Raw genomic sequence first — 14,017 nt, forward strand, 5'->3', positions numbered from 1 at the left:
CCATGTGCTCTCCCCAACCTTTCTCTTACTTCCATTTTAATGGGTTTGAGAGTTTACACAATATATTTTACAGACTCAAAGCCAACTCTCAGTGGGGGGGTTACATCACGATTTATCCAATATATACCATATATCCACATAGCACATCCATTCCTACACTTAATTTATTTTTCTCTTCCTTCTAACACACAACTACAATTTTTTCCATACAAAGAATCGTCTATCGTGTAAAAAATTATTAGCCATTAGTTAAACGGGCATCTAGGTCACTCTTCTTATATAATTAATGTTAAATCTTATCATGCTACAACCAACAGGAAACTTTATACCTGATTCATTGGTGAGGTTTGAGTTTGTAGAATTAAATAAAGAAATTGAGTCTTGAAATTGATGTGAGTAATCTAGGATCGTGAAAAAGAATGTTATTCAATTCAATAAATTAAAAATAACTAATATTGAGTAGTCCAAGGCTCGCAAGATTTGGTTGATTAAAATCCATGCCCTATTGAATCAAAGCATTTCCATATTATGTTTTTTGCATTAAGGAAAAACTTTTGCCCCAATATATGCCCCACGATAAGCCCCCCAGTGATCGAAATCAATGGTTTACATAAATACTTGAATTAAACGAAAAAACAAAAAACCCTTATAGAATAAGGGCTTTAAGCGAGATATGTCTGATAAAACCGTATAGGACGGATGGGGTTCGAACCCATGACCCCTACCCTGTCAAGATAGTGCTCTCCCGCTGAGCTACCGTCCTGCAACGAAATTTATAATACCACAGGATGCAAGGTGAAGGCAATATTTTTTTCTGGGCAGGTTCGGAATTTGGGATCAGTTCGCTAGATCCAGGGAAGTATTCGTATCTGAATCATTTTCACAGAAGGGCTGACGAGATCTTTGTGATCTTTTCGGGCCCGGCCACGAACCTGGGGATCGATATTTGCGAATACCTGGATTCCGGGAAGATCAACATTTTGCCTTAAGAATAAGTCGGTTTCTTCTATTAATACAGTTCCGGTAGTACAGAACGAATCCACAGTTGTCCCGCTCCCCCCACAATAGTGGAATCGCTGCCGTCAACATGATAATCTGGAATCAAACGAAGAAAAAGGAGCAAAGAATTTGCCAGAACCCAATGAACACAAGAATAAATCTTCCGCCGGACTGAAATGGCTGGGAGGCGGGGCAGCCATGCTGCTCCTGAAAGGAAAGGCGATACTGTCTCTTTTGAAGCTGGGAAAAATCGCCGGTCCGCTTATATCCATGATGGTTTCCGTAGGGGCTTATGCACTAATCTATCCTTGGCAATTTGCCATCGGCTTTGTCCTGCTGCTGTTTATCCATGAGCTGGGACATGTAATCGCCGCCAAGCGGATCGGTCTGCCGGTCAGTGCTCCGCTATTTATCCCTTTTTTGGGAGCCTTAATCACCATGAAAAAACAGCCGCTTGACGCAAAAATGGAAGCTTATGTAGCCTTTGGCGGTCCTCTTTTGGGCAGCGCTGGGGCGGCTGTTGTCTTTGCTTTCGCCTATTATTATCACAGTCCGCTGTTGTATTCACTGGCCTATATCGGATTTCTCCTCAACCTTCTGAATCTGCTGCCGATCCATCCACTGGATGGGGGGCGTATTGCGACTGCGGTCACGCGCTGGCTCTGGCTGGTGGGGCTGATTGGCGGTTTGGGCGTGATTCTGTACCTGAAGTCGATCCTGTTCCTGATTATCTGGGTGCTGTTTGCCTATGATATGTACAAGAAATATATCAGCCGGCGCAAGAACAGCCAGGTGAGGACGGTTATGTACAGATTTCTGATTCCTGTAGAGCATTTGCAGGAACAAGGGTATCTGATTCCAGGACCTGAGCATAAACGGGATTTGCCGTTCACCACCTACAGTGATCTGGAGCGGGAGCAATATATCGGCATCCGCTATGAAAGCCTGGATTATTACGGAACCGCCAGACTTCCTGTACAGTGCATTATTGAGAAGGTCAGACTGACCGGGCTTGACCAGGTGACGGCAGAGAACGGACTGCACCTGAGTGCACAATGCGAGGTCCAGTATACGGTGTTTGAGAACGATAAATATTATGAGGTGCCGGCCAGCTCACGCTGGAAATTTGGTGCAGCCTATTTTGCGCTTGCGGGTTGTATCGGCATCCTGATGTACCTGGTGCATGTAGTGGGAAATGTAAATCTGTGATCCCCTGTTTAACAGCACTCCAAACCGTCAAAGCTGTAAAAAGCTAAAGGATAGGAGGAGTATGCTTATGCGCAGAAGATTCATGGTGGAAGCTGCATTCTGCTTGCTGGTGCTGGTGGGAATAGCGGGATGCACGGCTAGAGATGAGGCTCCCGGCGTGATGGAGCTCCATCGGCTGTCTGATCTGGAAGGTCCATTAGACCGGACAGACAGCACGCTGTCGCCGGTACTAGAGGATGTCTATGGTCTTTCCATCCCGGAAGATGTCTATTCCACGCAATAGAGATGCTTGAAGGCCATCTTTCTTGCGCTGTACAGAAAAATGGAATTTCTGTATAATGGGTCAACTATCATTTTTGATCTATGGAGAGGAGATCCAATAAGCTATGGCAGCAGAAATTGTCCGAATAACTACAGAGGAACAACTCCAAATGGGGCTGGATATCCGCAAGAAAGTATTTGTAGAAGAACAGAAGGTTCCCATGGAAGAGGAAGTAGATGAATATGATGTAGTGGGTGACAACGCCCATCATATGCTTCTTGTGGATGAAGGGATTCCGGTAGCGACCGGAAGACTGATCTATTATAAATCCGGAGCTGCCAAAATGCAGCGGATAGCCGTCCTTAAAGCTTACCGCAGCAAGGGGTACGGAAGGATTCTTTTATTGGCGCTGGAGGAGCTGGCCCGGGAGGTTGGCCTGGAAACCTCTATTCTGGACGCCCAGTGCCATGCAGAAGATTTTTATACGAAGTTGGGCTACAAAGTAATCTCCCCGGAGCCTTTCTATGATGCCGGTATCCTGCATGTACGGATGGAAAAGGCGTTGTAGACGGGCAAGTGGATACATACTCTTTGGCTTGGGAGGACAAACTATGGTTGATTTTGACCATGGACAATCCAAATGCGAAGGAGCAGCTTTCAAATGAACAGTAACAGTACACGCGAACGGTTTATTGCGGCTCAGCGTAACGGGGACGGCGATTTAACCAGCTTCCAGACCTCTTCAGGACGGGTGCTTGATTATCAGCAGGCGCTGCAGGAGGTTCAGGCAGGCGCAATTGCCGGAGTGAATGTGTTTAAAGGCAAAGACGGCGAGATGTATATCCGCGGGGATGCGGACGGCGATCCCACCAACAATCTGGATCAGCTTCCGCAATTTTAAGGCGGTATAGATAAAAACAGCCGGACAGGCGTACATTGACGCTGTTGTCCGGCTGTTTTTGTATGTCCCAATCCATCAAAATCTATAGAGCCTCTGTTGTTCCATAAATTCCATTTCTCCCGTCAGGCCTTCAAAGCCAGGCTTCTCATCGCTGTAATGCATCAGCAGAATCAGCTTCCTTACTTCTTCCGGCAGGGACATCAGCTCTTTGAGGGTAGTATGAACCTGCCCTTGTCCACGCAGCTGGCAATCATGCAGGATGGTTGTCACCCCGCGTTCCTGGACAAGGCGGAGCAGAAGCTCAGGCTGAAAGGTCAGATCCGCACTGTAAAAAACCTGCTCATTCAGCAGGAGTGAATAGCTGTCTTTTCCGGGGATATGCGGTGTGCGGATCAGCTCCACGGTTAGTGAGGGTGACAAGGAATGGGGAATCCCTGTTGTAAGCGGCCGGATATCAAACACATCGGATAGGGAGCGGTTGCCTTCCTGATGAAGTTGATGAAGCAGCGGATGCTGCCATAACGGTTCAATCAGAGTCTCAGCCAGCAGCAATTTCATTTTGCCGTGTGATTCCCGGTGCATGGTATGGGCCAGCTCCACCAGTCCGCCGATATGATCACCATGGATGTGTGTAATCAGGGTTTCGTTCACTTCACGGAATGACTTCCCCAGTGCCTTCATAGCTTTGGGGGCAGTTACTCCGCAGTCGATAAGCAGGGTATAGTCATTGACCTGCAGCAGCGCGTTATTATTATAGTAGTTTTTGGAAAAGGCATCTCCTGTGCCCAGCATTTGTAAGTTCATTGTCATGGTAAAAAGCCCTCCAGGAATTGATAACCATTCTATTTATCCTATCGTATCATTCTTCACAAATAGAATGAAATAATTCCCTGTCATTCCGCAACTTGTCGTAATTTTCACAGTATATATTAACAGCATGAATTACTTGGAGGGTCTCTAGGGATGAGATGGAGAAAAATAGCACTGTGCGTGGTTGTATTTTCCTTAATGGGCGGTTCATTATTGTTTGCGGATGCTGTTAATCAGAAGATCAGAGTCTGGAGCAACGGCAAAGAAATATCGGACGGCGGTTACTTGATTGACGGTAAAGCCTATATTCCGGCCAGAGAGGCGGGAGGCGTTGTCAGTTGGGATGGTTCGGGGAGACTGAGTATCCTGAAGCCCAATGTGCATATTGCTCTTTTTAAAGGGGATAACGTCTTTGGCAATGTGAACGTAGGCAAGCTTAAGATCAAGGTGCTGACCCAGGTAGATAGTCTGACCGAGGATGTTGCGGCGGTAAAGGTTGCGATCACAGACCCGTCGGGCAACGTGAAGGACATCCAGGCACAGGAACTGGGGAGCTCGAGGAAAGAGGACTTCTGGTTTCCAACTTCAGAGTTCACCTATGATTTCAAGGCTGCCGGGAAATACCGGGTAGGCTTCTATATCAAACCTTCCAAAGGCGCGGATTATGTACTTGTGTCAGAGAAGGTAATCACTGCGCTGGATTAATCCATTCAGGGCCCGCTCAAATTGACCTTGCTTATCTTACGTGTTACGATACCAAATGTAGGATAATTCTATTCAAAGTGAGGTATTACAATGAGCGATCACAAACATGAGCATGGCCATGAACATGGTGAAGCATGCGGTTGCGGACATGATCACGACCATGAGCACGAGGAGTTTGTGCTGACCTTGACGAACGAGCAGGGCGAAGATGTAGAAATGGTGCTGGTGGAAACGTTCGACGTAGGCGAGAAGTTATATGCTTTGCTGCTGGAACGCGAAAACCCTGAAGCTGACGGCATCATTCTGCGTATGGAAGAAGAAGATGAAGAAATGGTGCTGTACAACATTGAAGATGAAGCTGAATGGAAAGCTGTAGAAGAAGCTTACAACGAGCTGCTTGCCCAGCAAGAATAGATTTCATGAAGCAAGTGGGCCTCTCGATCATTGGACAAGACCTGCGAGGCTTGCATACAAAAACCCGATACTGAAGAAGTATCGGGTTTTTGTATGTACAATGTATGAAGGGGAGGCGATCAGGAGATCGGATCCGCCTCCACAATGACTTTGACGTTCGTGATACTGCGGTCCTCCGGACCTTTGACGGGCAGCCCGATTTCCACATGATCAATGATATAATCGATGTTATCCTGGGTAATTACTTCACCAGGAAGCAGAATTGGAATTCCCGGAGGATATACGTATATGAATTCTGCGATGATATAGCCAGCAGATTCACGGAAAGGAACCAGTTGGGTATCAGCATAGAACGCATCCCGCGGGATCAGCGCCAGCTGTGGAATTTCCGGTACTTGCACCTTGAGCTCGTAGATTTCACCCTTGCTGTAATGAATAGCGGAGAGTACTTTCAGTGCGGCAAGCAACTTGTCCACCGATTCCTGGGTATCTCCTGGCGTAATCAGGCAAAGAATGTTATACATGTCACTAAGCTCAACTTCAATGTTGTATTTCTGGCGCAGCCAGTTCTCGGTTTCGTAACCGGTAATGCCGAGGTGGCGCACATGGATGTTCAGCTTGGTCGGGTCTAGATTGAACGTTGCTTCCGTACCCAGAATTTCTTTGCCGAAGCTGTACAGGCCTTCAATGCTGTTAATGGCATCCCGTGCATAGTTCGACAGGGCAATGGTTCTGGCAGCCATCTCGTGGCCGTTCAGGGCCAAATTACGTCTGGAGGTATCCAGAGATGCCAGCAGAATATATGATGTTGAAGTTGTGGTCAGCATGCTGAGAATGGTCTGAACCCGCTGCGGATTGACCAGGCCGGTCTTGGCATTCAGATTGAGCACCGAGCTCTGTGTCATCGAGCCGCCCAGCTTGTGTACACTGGTTGCCGCCATATCCGCTCCGGCCTGCATAGCCGATACCGGGAGATCCTCATGAAAATGAATCAATACTCCATGTGCCTCGTCCACCAGTACGGGAACTCCGTAACTGTGGGCCAGGTCGACAATCGAACGCAGATCGGCACACACGCCAAAATACGTTGGATTAATAACAAGTACACCCTTGGCATCGGGATGGCGCTTTAAGGCCTTCTCGAGTGCGCTGGTAGTAATACCGTGGTCTATCCCAAGATTCTCATCCTGTACAGGAGAGACAAAAACAGGCTTGGCTCCGGAGAAAATAATCGCAGACATCACGGATTTGTGAATGTTGCGCGGTACAATTATTTTATCTCCTTCCGAGCAGACAGAGAGGATCATAGTCATGATGGCATTGCTCGTGCCTTGTACGCTAAAATACGTATAGTCGGCGCCGAAAGCCTCTGCAGCCAGCTTTTGAGCTTCAAGAATTACGCCGGTAGGCTGATGAAGGTCATCAAGCGGTGCGATGTTGATCAAATCTATGGATAGAGCGTTATCGCCGATAAACTCACGGAATTCGGCATCGGTTCCTAGCCCCTTCTTATGCCCGGGAATATGAAATTGAACTGGGTTTCCGGCGGCATGCTTTTTGAGAGCGGTGAAGAGGGGAGTTACGTGTTGATCCATTTAATGCTGTCACAACCTTTCATGAAGAGTAATTTTTCAAGCAAGCATCAGTATAACAAATCAATCACCATAATACTAGGATGTGATAAAATGTCTGGCAAAGTAGCAGAACGTATGCATATCAATTTGGCCTCTCCGTTTATTATGGAGATGTGGGTCATTATCTTTCTGGTTGAATTTGTAAAAGGGTCACTCCTGGTAGCTCTTCTGCCGGTTTATATGGAGAATGTCCTTGGACTTTCGGTAACGGTAGTAGGCTTCGCATTTGCCATGCAATACCTCGGTGACAATCTTTTCCGCAGCCCGTCGGGCTGGGTTATGGAACGTATTGGATACCGCTGGACGATGACAGGGGCTCTGCTGCTGATCCTTGTGGCCGTTGGACTGATCATCTATGCCAAAGATGCTGTGTGGTTATCGGTTGCCTGTCTGATTCTGGGCATTGGCACCTCGCCGCTCTGGCCTTGTACCATGACCGGAATTACCGAGCTGGCCGGTTCGACCAAAAGCGGAAGCAGCGGGGCGGCCATGGGTGCGGTAGAGATGGCCTCACTGGCTGGGACAGGGATTGGCCCCATCGTCGTCAACTTTATGATGGATCATGGCGGACAGAGCTACCGGGTAGTCTTTCTGGTGCTTATGGGCTGTGCTGCAGCTGTAGCGGCCGTTGCCCTGCTGTTACCGTCAAGGATTGGAACTCATGCGCCTCATGCAGTTGTGCGGGATCTGGGAGATGAGGGAGCGGCAGCCGTACGCGGACGGATGAAACCTCTGGAAAGTCTGAAGCGAACATTGCATCAGGTCAGAACCTCGCTGAAGGTCAGCCGTCTGCTGTTTCCTGCACTGTTTCTGCAGGCATTTGCGATAGGTCTCATGACCCCTGTGGTCACCCTGTTTGCCCGTTCCGAGCTGCATGTGACGCCGAACCAATTCAGTCTGCTGCTGATCGCAGGAGGCGGCATTACCGTTCTGGCACTGATTCCAGCTGGTAAACTGGTGGACCGGATCGGAACAACCATCTTCCTGAATATAGGATTCCTGCTCGCTGCCGGCTCTCTGGCCTTCTTTTCACAGGTGCGCTGGCTGCCGCTCGCCTTCTGTGCAGTAGCACTCGTAGGTATCAGTTATGCATTGATTCTTCCGGCCTGGAATGCTTTTCTGGCCAAGCAAGTACCTAAGGGAGAGAGAGGGACTGTATGGGGGCTTTTCCTAACGTTGCAGGGCTCTGGTATGGTGGCTGGTCCCGTGATCTCAGGGAAACTCTGGGATTCAGTGGGTCACAGCACTCCTTTTCTGGTTAGTGCATTTGTTATGGTAGTGCTATTCGGGCTGCATCTGCTGATTGTCCACAGAACCGGACGGAAGACCGGACAAGCTGAGGTGTGATTAGAGATCGTATTTAAGACAGCATAAGCCGCTGGCAGCCGGAGATTCCGGAAGCAGCGGCTTTTTTTATGTAAATGGGTGCGACGCTTCAGTTTCAATAAGAGCCCTAGGAGGAGAGAACCAGTTATTTGCAGCAAAACCGGAGAATAGCGTTTGAAAATGACGGAAAGCGGGTAAAAATAGTCAATAAACCAAGTTACCGCTACATAAAATGAAGTATAAAATAAGAGTAAGACGAACGCATAATTTTAACAAGCAGGTTGAGGTCCGGCAGTCGGTTCTGCTCGAAGTTAAGCTAATGAAGCTGGCTTTGCTGTAACAAAGCAGTGAGGGGGGAGTGCCGTGAACAAAAACGACGAAGTCGAGTATTGCAATCTGGAGCTGCGCTTTGACAGACAGCATCTCCAGGACCTGATTAAGGACTTGATTAAGGAAGGCTATTCCCTTTATTGGAGCGAGAATGAAACAGTTTTTCTTATCTCGGTGCGCACCGGCCGCAAGCTTGTGAAGCTGCGTTTCCAGCGGATTAAGGAAGGCTTCAAACTGGTGGGAGATTACATGATCCGTGATGCGCGCCTGTCTGAGTGGATGGAGAAGCTGATTGGTGATATGCGGGGGCATGCCGTCGTTAAACGGTTCCGTGACCGCCAGATCATTATTGAAAATATTTTGTTCGGCGAAGTGATCCGGTTGGTGGAAATCTCCGGGTATCAACAGCGGGTGCTCTACCAGAAAGGTCCGCTGCTCTCTGATCAGGAGCTGACTAAGCTGTTCTTCTCTGTAGATGGGGAAGAGCGGATCCGTGACCGCAGGCTTGAGGTGGATGAGTATCTGGACCAGCTTCACGAGGCCATTCAGGCCAAGGATACGGAACGTATAGCGGCATGCAAAGCCAGGCTTCTGGTGTTGACAAGAGAACTCAATATGCTTGAATGGTGAAACAACCGAAATTCACGCAGGTCAGGGCATCCCGCTTATGGGGTGCCTTGTGTTTTGGAGGAGTAGCAGGGCGCGGGGGTTCACTTCTGACGGCAAAACCGTTAAAATACTCATTGTGAGCAATTTCCACGATTTACGCAGGAATTTGTCAATGAAATTGATCGCTTTCAAGCAGGCAGAACTTTGCTGTCTCTGATAAAGGATGGTATTCTAATACTGCGAGAAATGGATTTCACAAAAATATATGGTGCAAAGGGTGGAGAACCAGATGGCAAAACAACAAATCGGTGTGATTGGCTTGGCAGTAATGGGCAAAAACTTGGCTCTTAACATCGAGAGCAGAGGCTTCACAGTATCGGTATATAACCGTTCCCCGGAGAAGACTCATGACCTTATCAGCGAAGCGGAAGGCAAAAACCTTGTGGGTACTTTTTCCGTCGAGGAATTTGTTGAATCGCTTGAAGTACCGCGTAAAATTCTGATTATGGTTCAGGCGGGTAAAGCAACCGATGCTACCATTGAGCAGCTGCTGCCGCATTTGGACCAGGGCGATATTATCATCGACGGGGGCAACGCATATTTCCCTGACACGGTTCGCCGTAACAAGGAATTGGAGGAAAAAGGCTTCCGCTTCATCGGTACGGGTGTTTCCGGCGGTGAAGAAGGCGCGCTCAAAGGACCTTCCATCATGCCTGGCGGCCAGGAAAGCGCCTATAAGCTGGTTGAACCTATACTTACAGCAATCTCGGCCAAAGTGGACGGAGAGCCTTGCTGTACATATATCGGACCTGACGGTGCCGGACACTATGTGAAAATGGTGCATAACGGTATCGAATACGGCGACATGCAGCTCATCGGGGAAGCCTATCATTTGCTGAAGGATGTTCTTGGTCTGGATGCCAAAGAGCTTCACAGCATCTTCGAGGACTGGAACAACGGAGAGCTGGACAGCTATCTGATCGAGATTACCAAGGATATTTTTGCAGTATATGATGAAGAAACCGGTAAACCGATGGTGGATGTCATCCTTGATGCTGCCGGCCAAAAAGGTACAGGCAAATGGACAAGCCAAAGCTCCCTGGATCTTGGCGTGCCGCTGTCCATGATTACCGAATCCGTATTCTCACGCTTCCTGTCTGCTATGAAGGAAGAACGTGTGGCAGCCAGCAAAGTACTGAGCGGTCCGGTAACCGAGCCTTTCCAGGGCGACAAAGCCGAGTTCATTGAGAATGTCCGCAAAGCTCTGTTCGCCAGCAAAATTGTATCCTATGCCCAAGGTTTTGCGCAGCTTCGTGTAGCTTCCGAGGAATATAACTGGGATCTGAAGTATGGCAGCCTGGCCAAAATCTGGCGCGGCGGCTGTATTATCCGCTCCCGTTTCCTCCAGAACATCACTGATGCTTACGAGAACAACCCAGAGCTTAAGAACCTGCTGCTTGATCCGTTCTTCAAGGATATCATGGACTCCTACCAGTCTGCATGGCGTAAAGTGGTATCCGCTGCTGTAATGCAGGGGGTTCCGGTTCCGGGTTTCTCCAGCGCCCTGGCTTACTATGACAGCTACCGTACAGAACGTCTGCCTGCGAACCTGCTTCAGGCACAGCGTGACTATTTCGGTGCCCACACCTTCAAACGTGTGGATAAGGAAGGCGTCTTCCACCACGATTGGTTGTCTGAATAGATTCAGACATAAGCTACAGACAGCAGTCCGAATGGCTACCCGCGCGAATGCGGGGGCTTTCGGGCTTTTTTTTATGCAAACTGCCTCTATTTAATGATCGTGAAGCCTATTCTGCTGGGCGATTTATCATTTGTGCAATGTTTTTACCCTGTGTTATGATATGACAAATGTCGCGGTTGGAGGGTCGTTATGAATTACACCAATAAAAATATCATTCTTGTCGGGATGATGGCCACAGGCAAGTCGACGGTGGGTGCACTGCTGGCGGAGCAACTGGGCTATGAGCTGGTTGACCTGGATCATGTGATTATACAGAACGAAGGACGGAGTATTGCAGAACTCTTTGCTGAGGGCGGAGAAGAATATTTCCGGAAGATTGAATCGGCTGTACTGAAAGAAATGCTAGAGGGGGAAGGGCGTATTATCTCCACAGGCGGCGGCGCGGTACTGGCTCCAGGGAATGCAGAGATTATGCTGCAAAAAGGACTTGTAGTCGCACTGACAGCTACAGAGGATGAGATTATCGCCCGTGTCAGCGGGGATGAGAATAGACCGCTGCTCGCCGGCAACGCACAGGAACGGGTACGCACGATTTTGGAACAACGCCGGGACGCTTACCGTTTTGCACATTGCACGGTCGATACAACGGAGCTTAGTGTGGAAGAAGTGTCGCAGCATATTTTAATGCACTACCGCGGTTGAGCTTTTAAGCGTATGTGTGCTAGACTTAAGCGTCTGCAGTTTCATTCCACTCAATCATCCCGCCGCTGAGGTTGGATGTTCTGTAGCCAAACTGCTGCAAATATTCGCAGACACGCTGACTTCGTGCACCGGAGCGGCAGATGAAGATGAACTCTGCTTCCTTGGGAAGCTCGTCCGCATGCTGGGGAATCTCACCCATGGGGATATGCTGCGCGCCGGGAATCATCCCGAAAGCGACTTCGTCGTCTTCACGGACGTCTATCAGTACAAGGTCTTCACCTGTCTCCAGACGCTGCCGCAATTGCACTGCTGTGATTTGGGGAATTTCATTCATGGTTGTGACCTCTTTTCATCAGAAGAATGCCTTCATGATAACACAATCGCGGATTACCCTGTCAAACCGAGCAATACATAATATATATTCCAACCGATAAGGAGAGCTAATACATGGATGTTATCGTTAGGCCTACACCTGCCCTTCAAGGTGAATTCGGAGCTCTGTCCTCCAAGAATTACACTACACGCTACCTGCTGGTCGCCGCATTATCGGAAGGAGTCAGCACCATCTATCACCCTGCGCACAGTGAAGACAGTGATGCGATCCGCAGGTGTATTGCTGATCTGGGAGCTGTGCTTACTGAAGATGAGGAGAAAATCGTCATTCAGGGCTTCGGCCGCCACCCCCGTGACGTCAAAGAGCTTAATGTCGGCAACGCCGGTGCAGTACTGCGGTTTCTGATGGCTGTGGCCGCGCTCAGTCCTGAGGTCACCTTTGTGAATACGTATCCCGATTCTCTGGGCAAACGGCCCCACGATGATCTGATTACTGCACTTGGTCAGCTGGGTGTTGAGGTTGAGCATCATAACGGCAGATTGCCGATTACGATCCGCGGCGGCAAACCGGCGGGTGGACGGATCACGGTATCAGGCGCGGTCAGCTCGCAGTATCTAAGCGCGTTGCTGTTTCTGACACCGCTGCTTGAGGAAGACAGCGAAATTATTGTGCTGGATGACCTGAAGTCAAAAGTAGTTGTAGGACAGACGCTGGAGGTTCTGGAGCAGGCAGGGATTGTCGTTCATGCTGCTGAGGATTATATGTCCTTCAAGGTGCCGGGCGGCCAGGCCTATGAAGCCAAATCATACACGGTACAGGGAGATTACCCGGGGTCGGCAGCTGTGCTTGCGGCGGCGGCGGTCACGAAATCGGATGTGAAAATCCACCGGCTTGCCGAACAAAGCAAGCAGGGAGAGAGAGCGATTGTTGACGTGCTGCGCATGATGGAAGTACCGCTTACCCATGAGAAAGGTACAGTCCATGTGCAGGGTAACGGTATCCTGAAGGCTGTGGAATTTGATGGTGATGCGGCAACGGATGCGGTCCTCGCGATGGTGGCTGCGGCTGTTTTTGCCGAAGGAACTTCACGTTTCTATAATGTAGAGAATCTGAGGTACAAGGAATGCGACCGCATCACTGACTATTTGGCTGAGCTGACCCGGGCAGGAGCCAGTGTGGAGGAGCGCCGGGATGAGATCATTGTCCACGGCAAGCCGGAGGGCGTTGAGGGCGGTGTAACGATTAATGCACACTATGATCACCGGGTGATTATGGCACTGACCGTAGTTGGCCTCCGCGCCCGTCAGCCTCTGCGGATTAAAGATGCTCATCATGTTGCCAAATCATATCCGCAGTATTTCGACCATCTGCGTTTGCTTGGAGCAAATGTAGAGTGGGTAGAATAAGTCTCCCGCCTGTATAGCTTATTTTATTTTGAGGTGTTAATAATGACTAAGCTTGGTAAGCTAAGCATCAGCACACTTACTCCTGAGGATATTCAGCCGGTCATTCAGCTTTTCACATGTTCGATCTCGGATGCCTTTGAACAAGAAGGACTGGCTCATTTGCAAGAGGACATTCACAATGAGGTTGAAAAAAAGAAGTTAATGGCTGAAGCTTCTCTGGATTCAAAAAATACATCCCCCTATTTCCTCGTTGCAAAAATAGATGGGGTTGTCGTCGGTACGATTTCATTTGCACCGTGTGGTGAGGATATCCGATCATGTACCGGAAACCAGCTTGATGATGTTGGGGAACTGGGGAGTTTATACATTATGCCGAACTATCAGGGGCAAGGTATAGGTTCGGCGCTCATCAAGGAACTTATGGCGTATCTGCGCCAGCAAGGAATTGAACAGTTCTGTCTTGACAGCGGCTATACACGTGCACAGGCAAGATGGCTGCGGAAATTTGGAGTACCCTACAGGACGGTTAAGGACTATTGGGGTCCTGATTCTGTTCACATGGTGTGGTTGTGCAAAGTAAGCGAATTTTAGCTGACGCTGTAAATTTGGATCTTCTTACGCTGCGCGGTATGATGGAATAGCAAAAGATTAATTTGCTGTGTGGAAAAAGCATT

At 48.9% G+C, this 14,017-nt stretch carries 15 protein-coding genes and 1 tRNA gene; 12 read left to right on the forward strand and 4 right to left on the reverse strand.

The window, feature by feature from the left end:
- Nucleotides 1–691: 691 nt before the first annotated feature.
- Nucleotides 692–763, reverse strand: a tRNA-Val gene (locus AC0MA3_RS00005).
- A gap of 365 nt (nt 764–1,128) precedes the next feature.
- On the opposite strand from AC0MA3_RS00005, the gene AC0MA3_RS00010 reads away from it, so the two are divergent.
- The 4 genes from AC0MA3_RS00010 to AC0MA3_RS00025 all read left to right on the forward strand — a co-directional run bounded on the left by AC0MA3_RS00010 (nt 1,129) and on the right by AC0MA3_RS00025 (nt 3,371).
- Nucleotides 1,129–2,208 (forward strand): site-2 protease family protein, encoded by a 1,080-nt coding sequence (locus tag AC0MA3_RS00010; protein WP_474654713.1) that lies wholly within the window; start codon nt 1,129–1,131, stop codon nt 2,206–2,208.
- A gap of 67 nt (nt 2,209–2,275) precedes the next feature.
- On the forward strand, nt 2,276–2,491 hold the full coding sequence (locus tag AC0MA3_RS00015) for a hypothetical protein (protein WP_474654714.1): 216 nt from the start codon (nt 2,276–2,278) through the stop codon (nt 2,489–2,491).
- Between the two features lie 103 nt (nt 2,492–2,594).
- Nucleotides 2,595–3,038 carry a GNAT family N-acetyltransferase gene (locus AC0MA3_RS00020; RefSeq protein WP_474654715.1) on the forward strand — a complete coding sequence of 148 codons (444 nt, stop codon included), beginning with the start codon at nt 2,595–2,597 and terminating at the stop codon, nt 3,036–3,038.
- 93 nt (nt 3,039–3,131) lie between these two features.
- Nucleotides 3,132–3,371, forward strand: a complete 240-nt coding sequence (locus AC0MA3_RS00025; RefSeq protein WP_379153313.1) for a DUF3892 domain-containing protein — start codon at nt 3,132–3,134, stop codon at nt 3,369–3,371.
- Between the two features lie 75 nt (nt 3,372–3,446).
- On the opposite strand, the gene AC0MA3_RS00030 is transcribed toward AC0MA3_RS00025, so the two are convergent.
- Nucleotides 3,447–4,181 carry an MBL fold metallo-hydrolase gene (locus AC0MA3_RS00030; protein ID WP_474654716.1) on the reverse strand — a complete coding sequence of 245 codons (735 nt, stop codon included), beginning with the start codon at nt 4,179–4,181 and terminating at the stop codon, nt 3,447–3,449.
- A gap of 153 nt (nt 4,182–4,334) precedes the next feature.
- On the opposite strand from AC0MA3_RS00030, the gene AC0MA3_RS00035 reads away from it, so the two are divergent.
- Together AC0MA3_RS00035 and AC0MA3_RS00040 are read left to right on the forward strand one after the other, a co-directional pair.
- Complete coding sequence (locus AC0MA3_RS00035; RefSeq protein WP_379153309.1) at nt 4,335–4,886, forward strand: copper amine oxidase; 552 nt, start codon at nt 4,335–4,337, stop codon at nt 4,884–4,886.
- 90 nt (nt 4,887–4,976) lie between these two features.
- Complete coding sequence (locus AC0MA3_RS00040; RefSeq protein WP_019911532.1) at nt 4,977–5,300, forward strand: DUF1292 domain-containing protein; 324 nt, start codon at nt 4,977–4,979, stop codon at nt 5,298–5,300.
- A gap of 119 nt (nt 5,301–5,419) precedes the next feature.
- Here AC0MA3_RS00040 and AC0MA3_RS00045 read toward each other — a convergent pair whose 3' ends face one another.
- Complete coding sequence (locus AC0MA3_RS00045; protein ID WP_379153307.1) at nt 5,420–6,895, reverse strand: aminotransferase class I/II-fold pyridoxal phosphate-dependent enzyme; 1,476 nt, start codon at nt 6,893–6,895, stop codon at nt 5,420–5,422.
- Between the two features lie 90 nt (nt 6,896–6,985).
- On the opposite strand from AC0MA3_RS00045, the gene AC0MA3_RS00050 reads away from it, so the two are divergent.
- The 4 genes from AC0MA3_RS00050 to AC0MA3_RS00065 all read left to right on the forward strand — a co-directional run bounded on the left by AC0MA3_RS00050 (nt 6,986) and on the right by AC0MA3_RS00065 (nt 11,603).
- Entirely contained in the window at nt 6,986–8,281 is a 1,296-nt protein-coding gene (locus AC0MA3_RS00050; RefSeq protein WP_474654717.1) for an MFS transporter, read from the forward strand.
- A 342-nt stretch (nt 8,282–8,623) separates the two neighbouring features.
- The gene (locus tag AC0MA3_RS00055) at nt 8,624–9,220 is read left to right on the forward strand and encodes a hypothetical protein (protein WP_474654718.1); all 597 of its coding nucleotides are present in this window, start codon (nt 8,624–8,626) and stop codon (nt 9,218–9,220) included.
- A 268-nt stretch (nt 9,221–9,488) separates the two neighbouring features.
- The gene (gene gndA, locus AC0MA3_RS00060; RefSeq protein ID WP_474654719.1) at nt 9,489–10,901 is read left to right on the forward strand and encodes an NADP-dependent phosphogluconate dehydrogenase; all 1,413 of its coding nucleotides are present in this window, start codon (nt 9,489–9,491) and stop codon (nt 10,899–10,901) included.
- A gap of 189 nt (nt 10,902–11,090) precedes the next feature.
- Nucleotides 11,091–11,603 (forward strand): shikimate kinase, encoded by a 513-nt coding sequence (locus AC0MA3_RS00065; RefSeq protein ID WP_474654720.1) that lies wholly within the window; start codon nt 11,091–11,093, stop codon nt 11,601–11,603.
- Nucleotides 11,604–11,628: 25 nt separating this feature from the next.
- Here AC0MA3_RS00065 and AC0MA3_RS00070 read toward each other — a convergent pair whose 3' ends face one another.
- Nucleotides 11,629–11,937 (reverse strand): rhodanese-like domain-containing protein, encoded by a 309-nt coding sequence (locus AC0MA3_RS00070; RefSeq protein ID WP_474654721.1) that lies wholly within the window; start codon nt 11,935–11,937, stop codon nt 11,629–11,631.
- Between the two features lie 113 nt (nt 11,938–12,050).
- Between AC0MA3_RS00070 and aroA the strand changes: the two genes are divergently transcribed.
- The gene (aroA, locus tag AC0MA3_RS00075) at nt 12,051–13,343 is read left to right on the forward strand and encodes a 3-phosphoshikimate 1-carboxyvinyltransferase (RefSeq protein ID WP_474654722.1); all 1,293 of its coding nucleotides are present in this window, start codon (nt 12,051–12,053) and stop codon (nt 13,341–13,343) included.
- A gap of 42 nt (nt 13,344–13,385) precedes the next feature.
- The gene (locus AC0MA3_RS00080) at nt 13,386–13,934 is read left to right on the forward strand and encodes a GNAT family N-acetyltransferase (RefSeq protein WP_474654723.1); all 549 of its coding nucleotides are present in this window, start codon (nt 13,386–13,388) and stop codon (nt 13,932–13,934) included.
- Nucleotides 13,935–14,017: the final 83 nt, after the last annotated feature.

Source organism: Paenibacillus sp. LS-5, assembly GCF_056121505.1.

What these genes read in the sequence shown, in the direction of transcription:
- AC0MA3_RS00065 (WP_474654720.1), top strand. Translation starts at nt 11,091, where the DNA reads ATGAATTACACCAATAAAAATATCATTCTTGTCGGGATGATGGCCACA.
- AC0MA3_RS00030 (WP_474654716.1), bottom strand. Translation starts at nt 4,181, where the DNA reads ATGACAATGAACTTACAAATGCTGGGCACAGGAGATGCCTTTTCCAAA.
- AC0MA3_RS00070 (WP_474654721.1), bottom strand. Translation starts at nt 11,937, where the DNA reads ATGAATGAAATTCCCCAAATCACAGCAGTGCAATTGCGGCAGCGTCTG.
- AC0MA3_RS00020 (WP_474654715.1), top strand. Translation starts at nt 2,595, where the DNA reads ATGGCAGCAGAAATTGTCCGAATAACTACAGAGGAACAACTCCAAATG.
- aroA (WP_474654722.1), top strand. Translation starts at nt 12,051, where the DNA reads ATGGATGTTATCGTTAGGCCTACACCTGCCCTTCAAGGTGAATTCGGA.
- AC0MA3_RS00040 (WP_019911532.1), top strand. Translation starts at nt 4,977, where the DNA reads ATGAGCGATCACAAACATGAGCATGGCCATGAACATGGTGAAGCATGC.
- AC0MA3_RS00045 (WP_379153307.1), bottom strand. Translation starts at nt 6,895, where the DNA reads ATGGATCAACACGTAACTCCCCTCTTCACCGCTCTCAAAAAGCATGCC.
- AC0MA3_RS00015 (WP_474654714.1), top strand. Translation starts at nt 2,276, where the DNA reads ATGCGCAGAAGATTCATGGTGGAAGCTGCATTCTGCTTGCTGGTGCTG.
- AC0MA3_RS00025 (WP_379153313.1), top strand. Translation starts at nt 3,132, where the DNA reads ATGAACAGTAACAGTACACGCGAACGGTTTATTGCGGCTCAGCGTAAC.
- AC0MA3_RS00080 (WP_474654723.1), top strand. Translation starts at nt 13,386, where the DNA reads ATGACTAAGCTTGGTAAGCTAAGCATCAGCACACTTACTCCTGAGGAT.
- gndA (WP_474654719.1), top strand. Translation starts at nt 9,489, where the DNA reads ATGGCAAAACAACAAATCGGTGTGATTGGCTTGGCAGTAATGGGCAAA.
- AC0MA3_RS00050 (WP_474654717.1), top strand. Translation starts at nt 6,986, where the DNA reads ATGTCTGGCAAAGTAGCAGAACGTATGCATATCAATTTGGCCTCTCCG.
- AC0MA3_RS00035 (WP_379153309.1), top strand. Translation starts at nt 4,335, where the DNA reads ATGAGATGGAGAAAAATAGCACTGTGCGTGGTTGTATTTTCCTTAATG.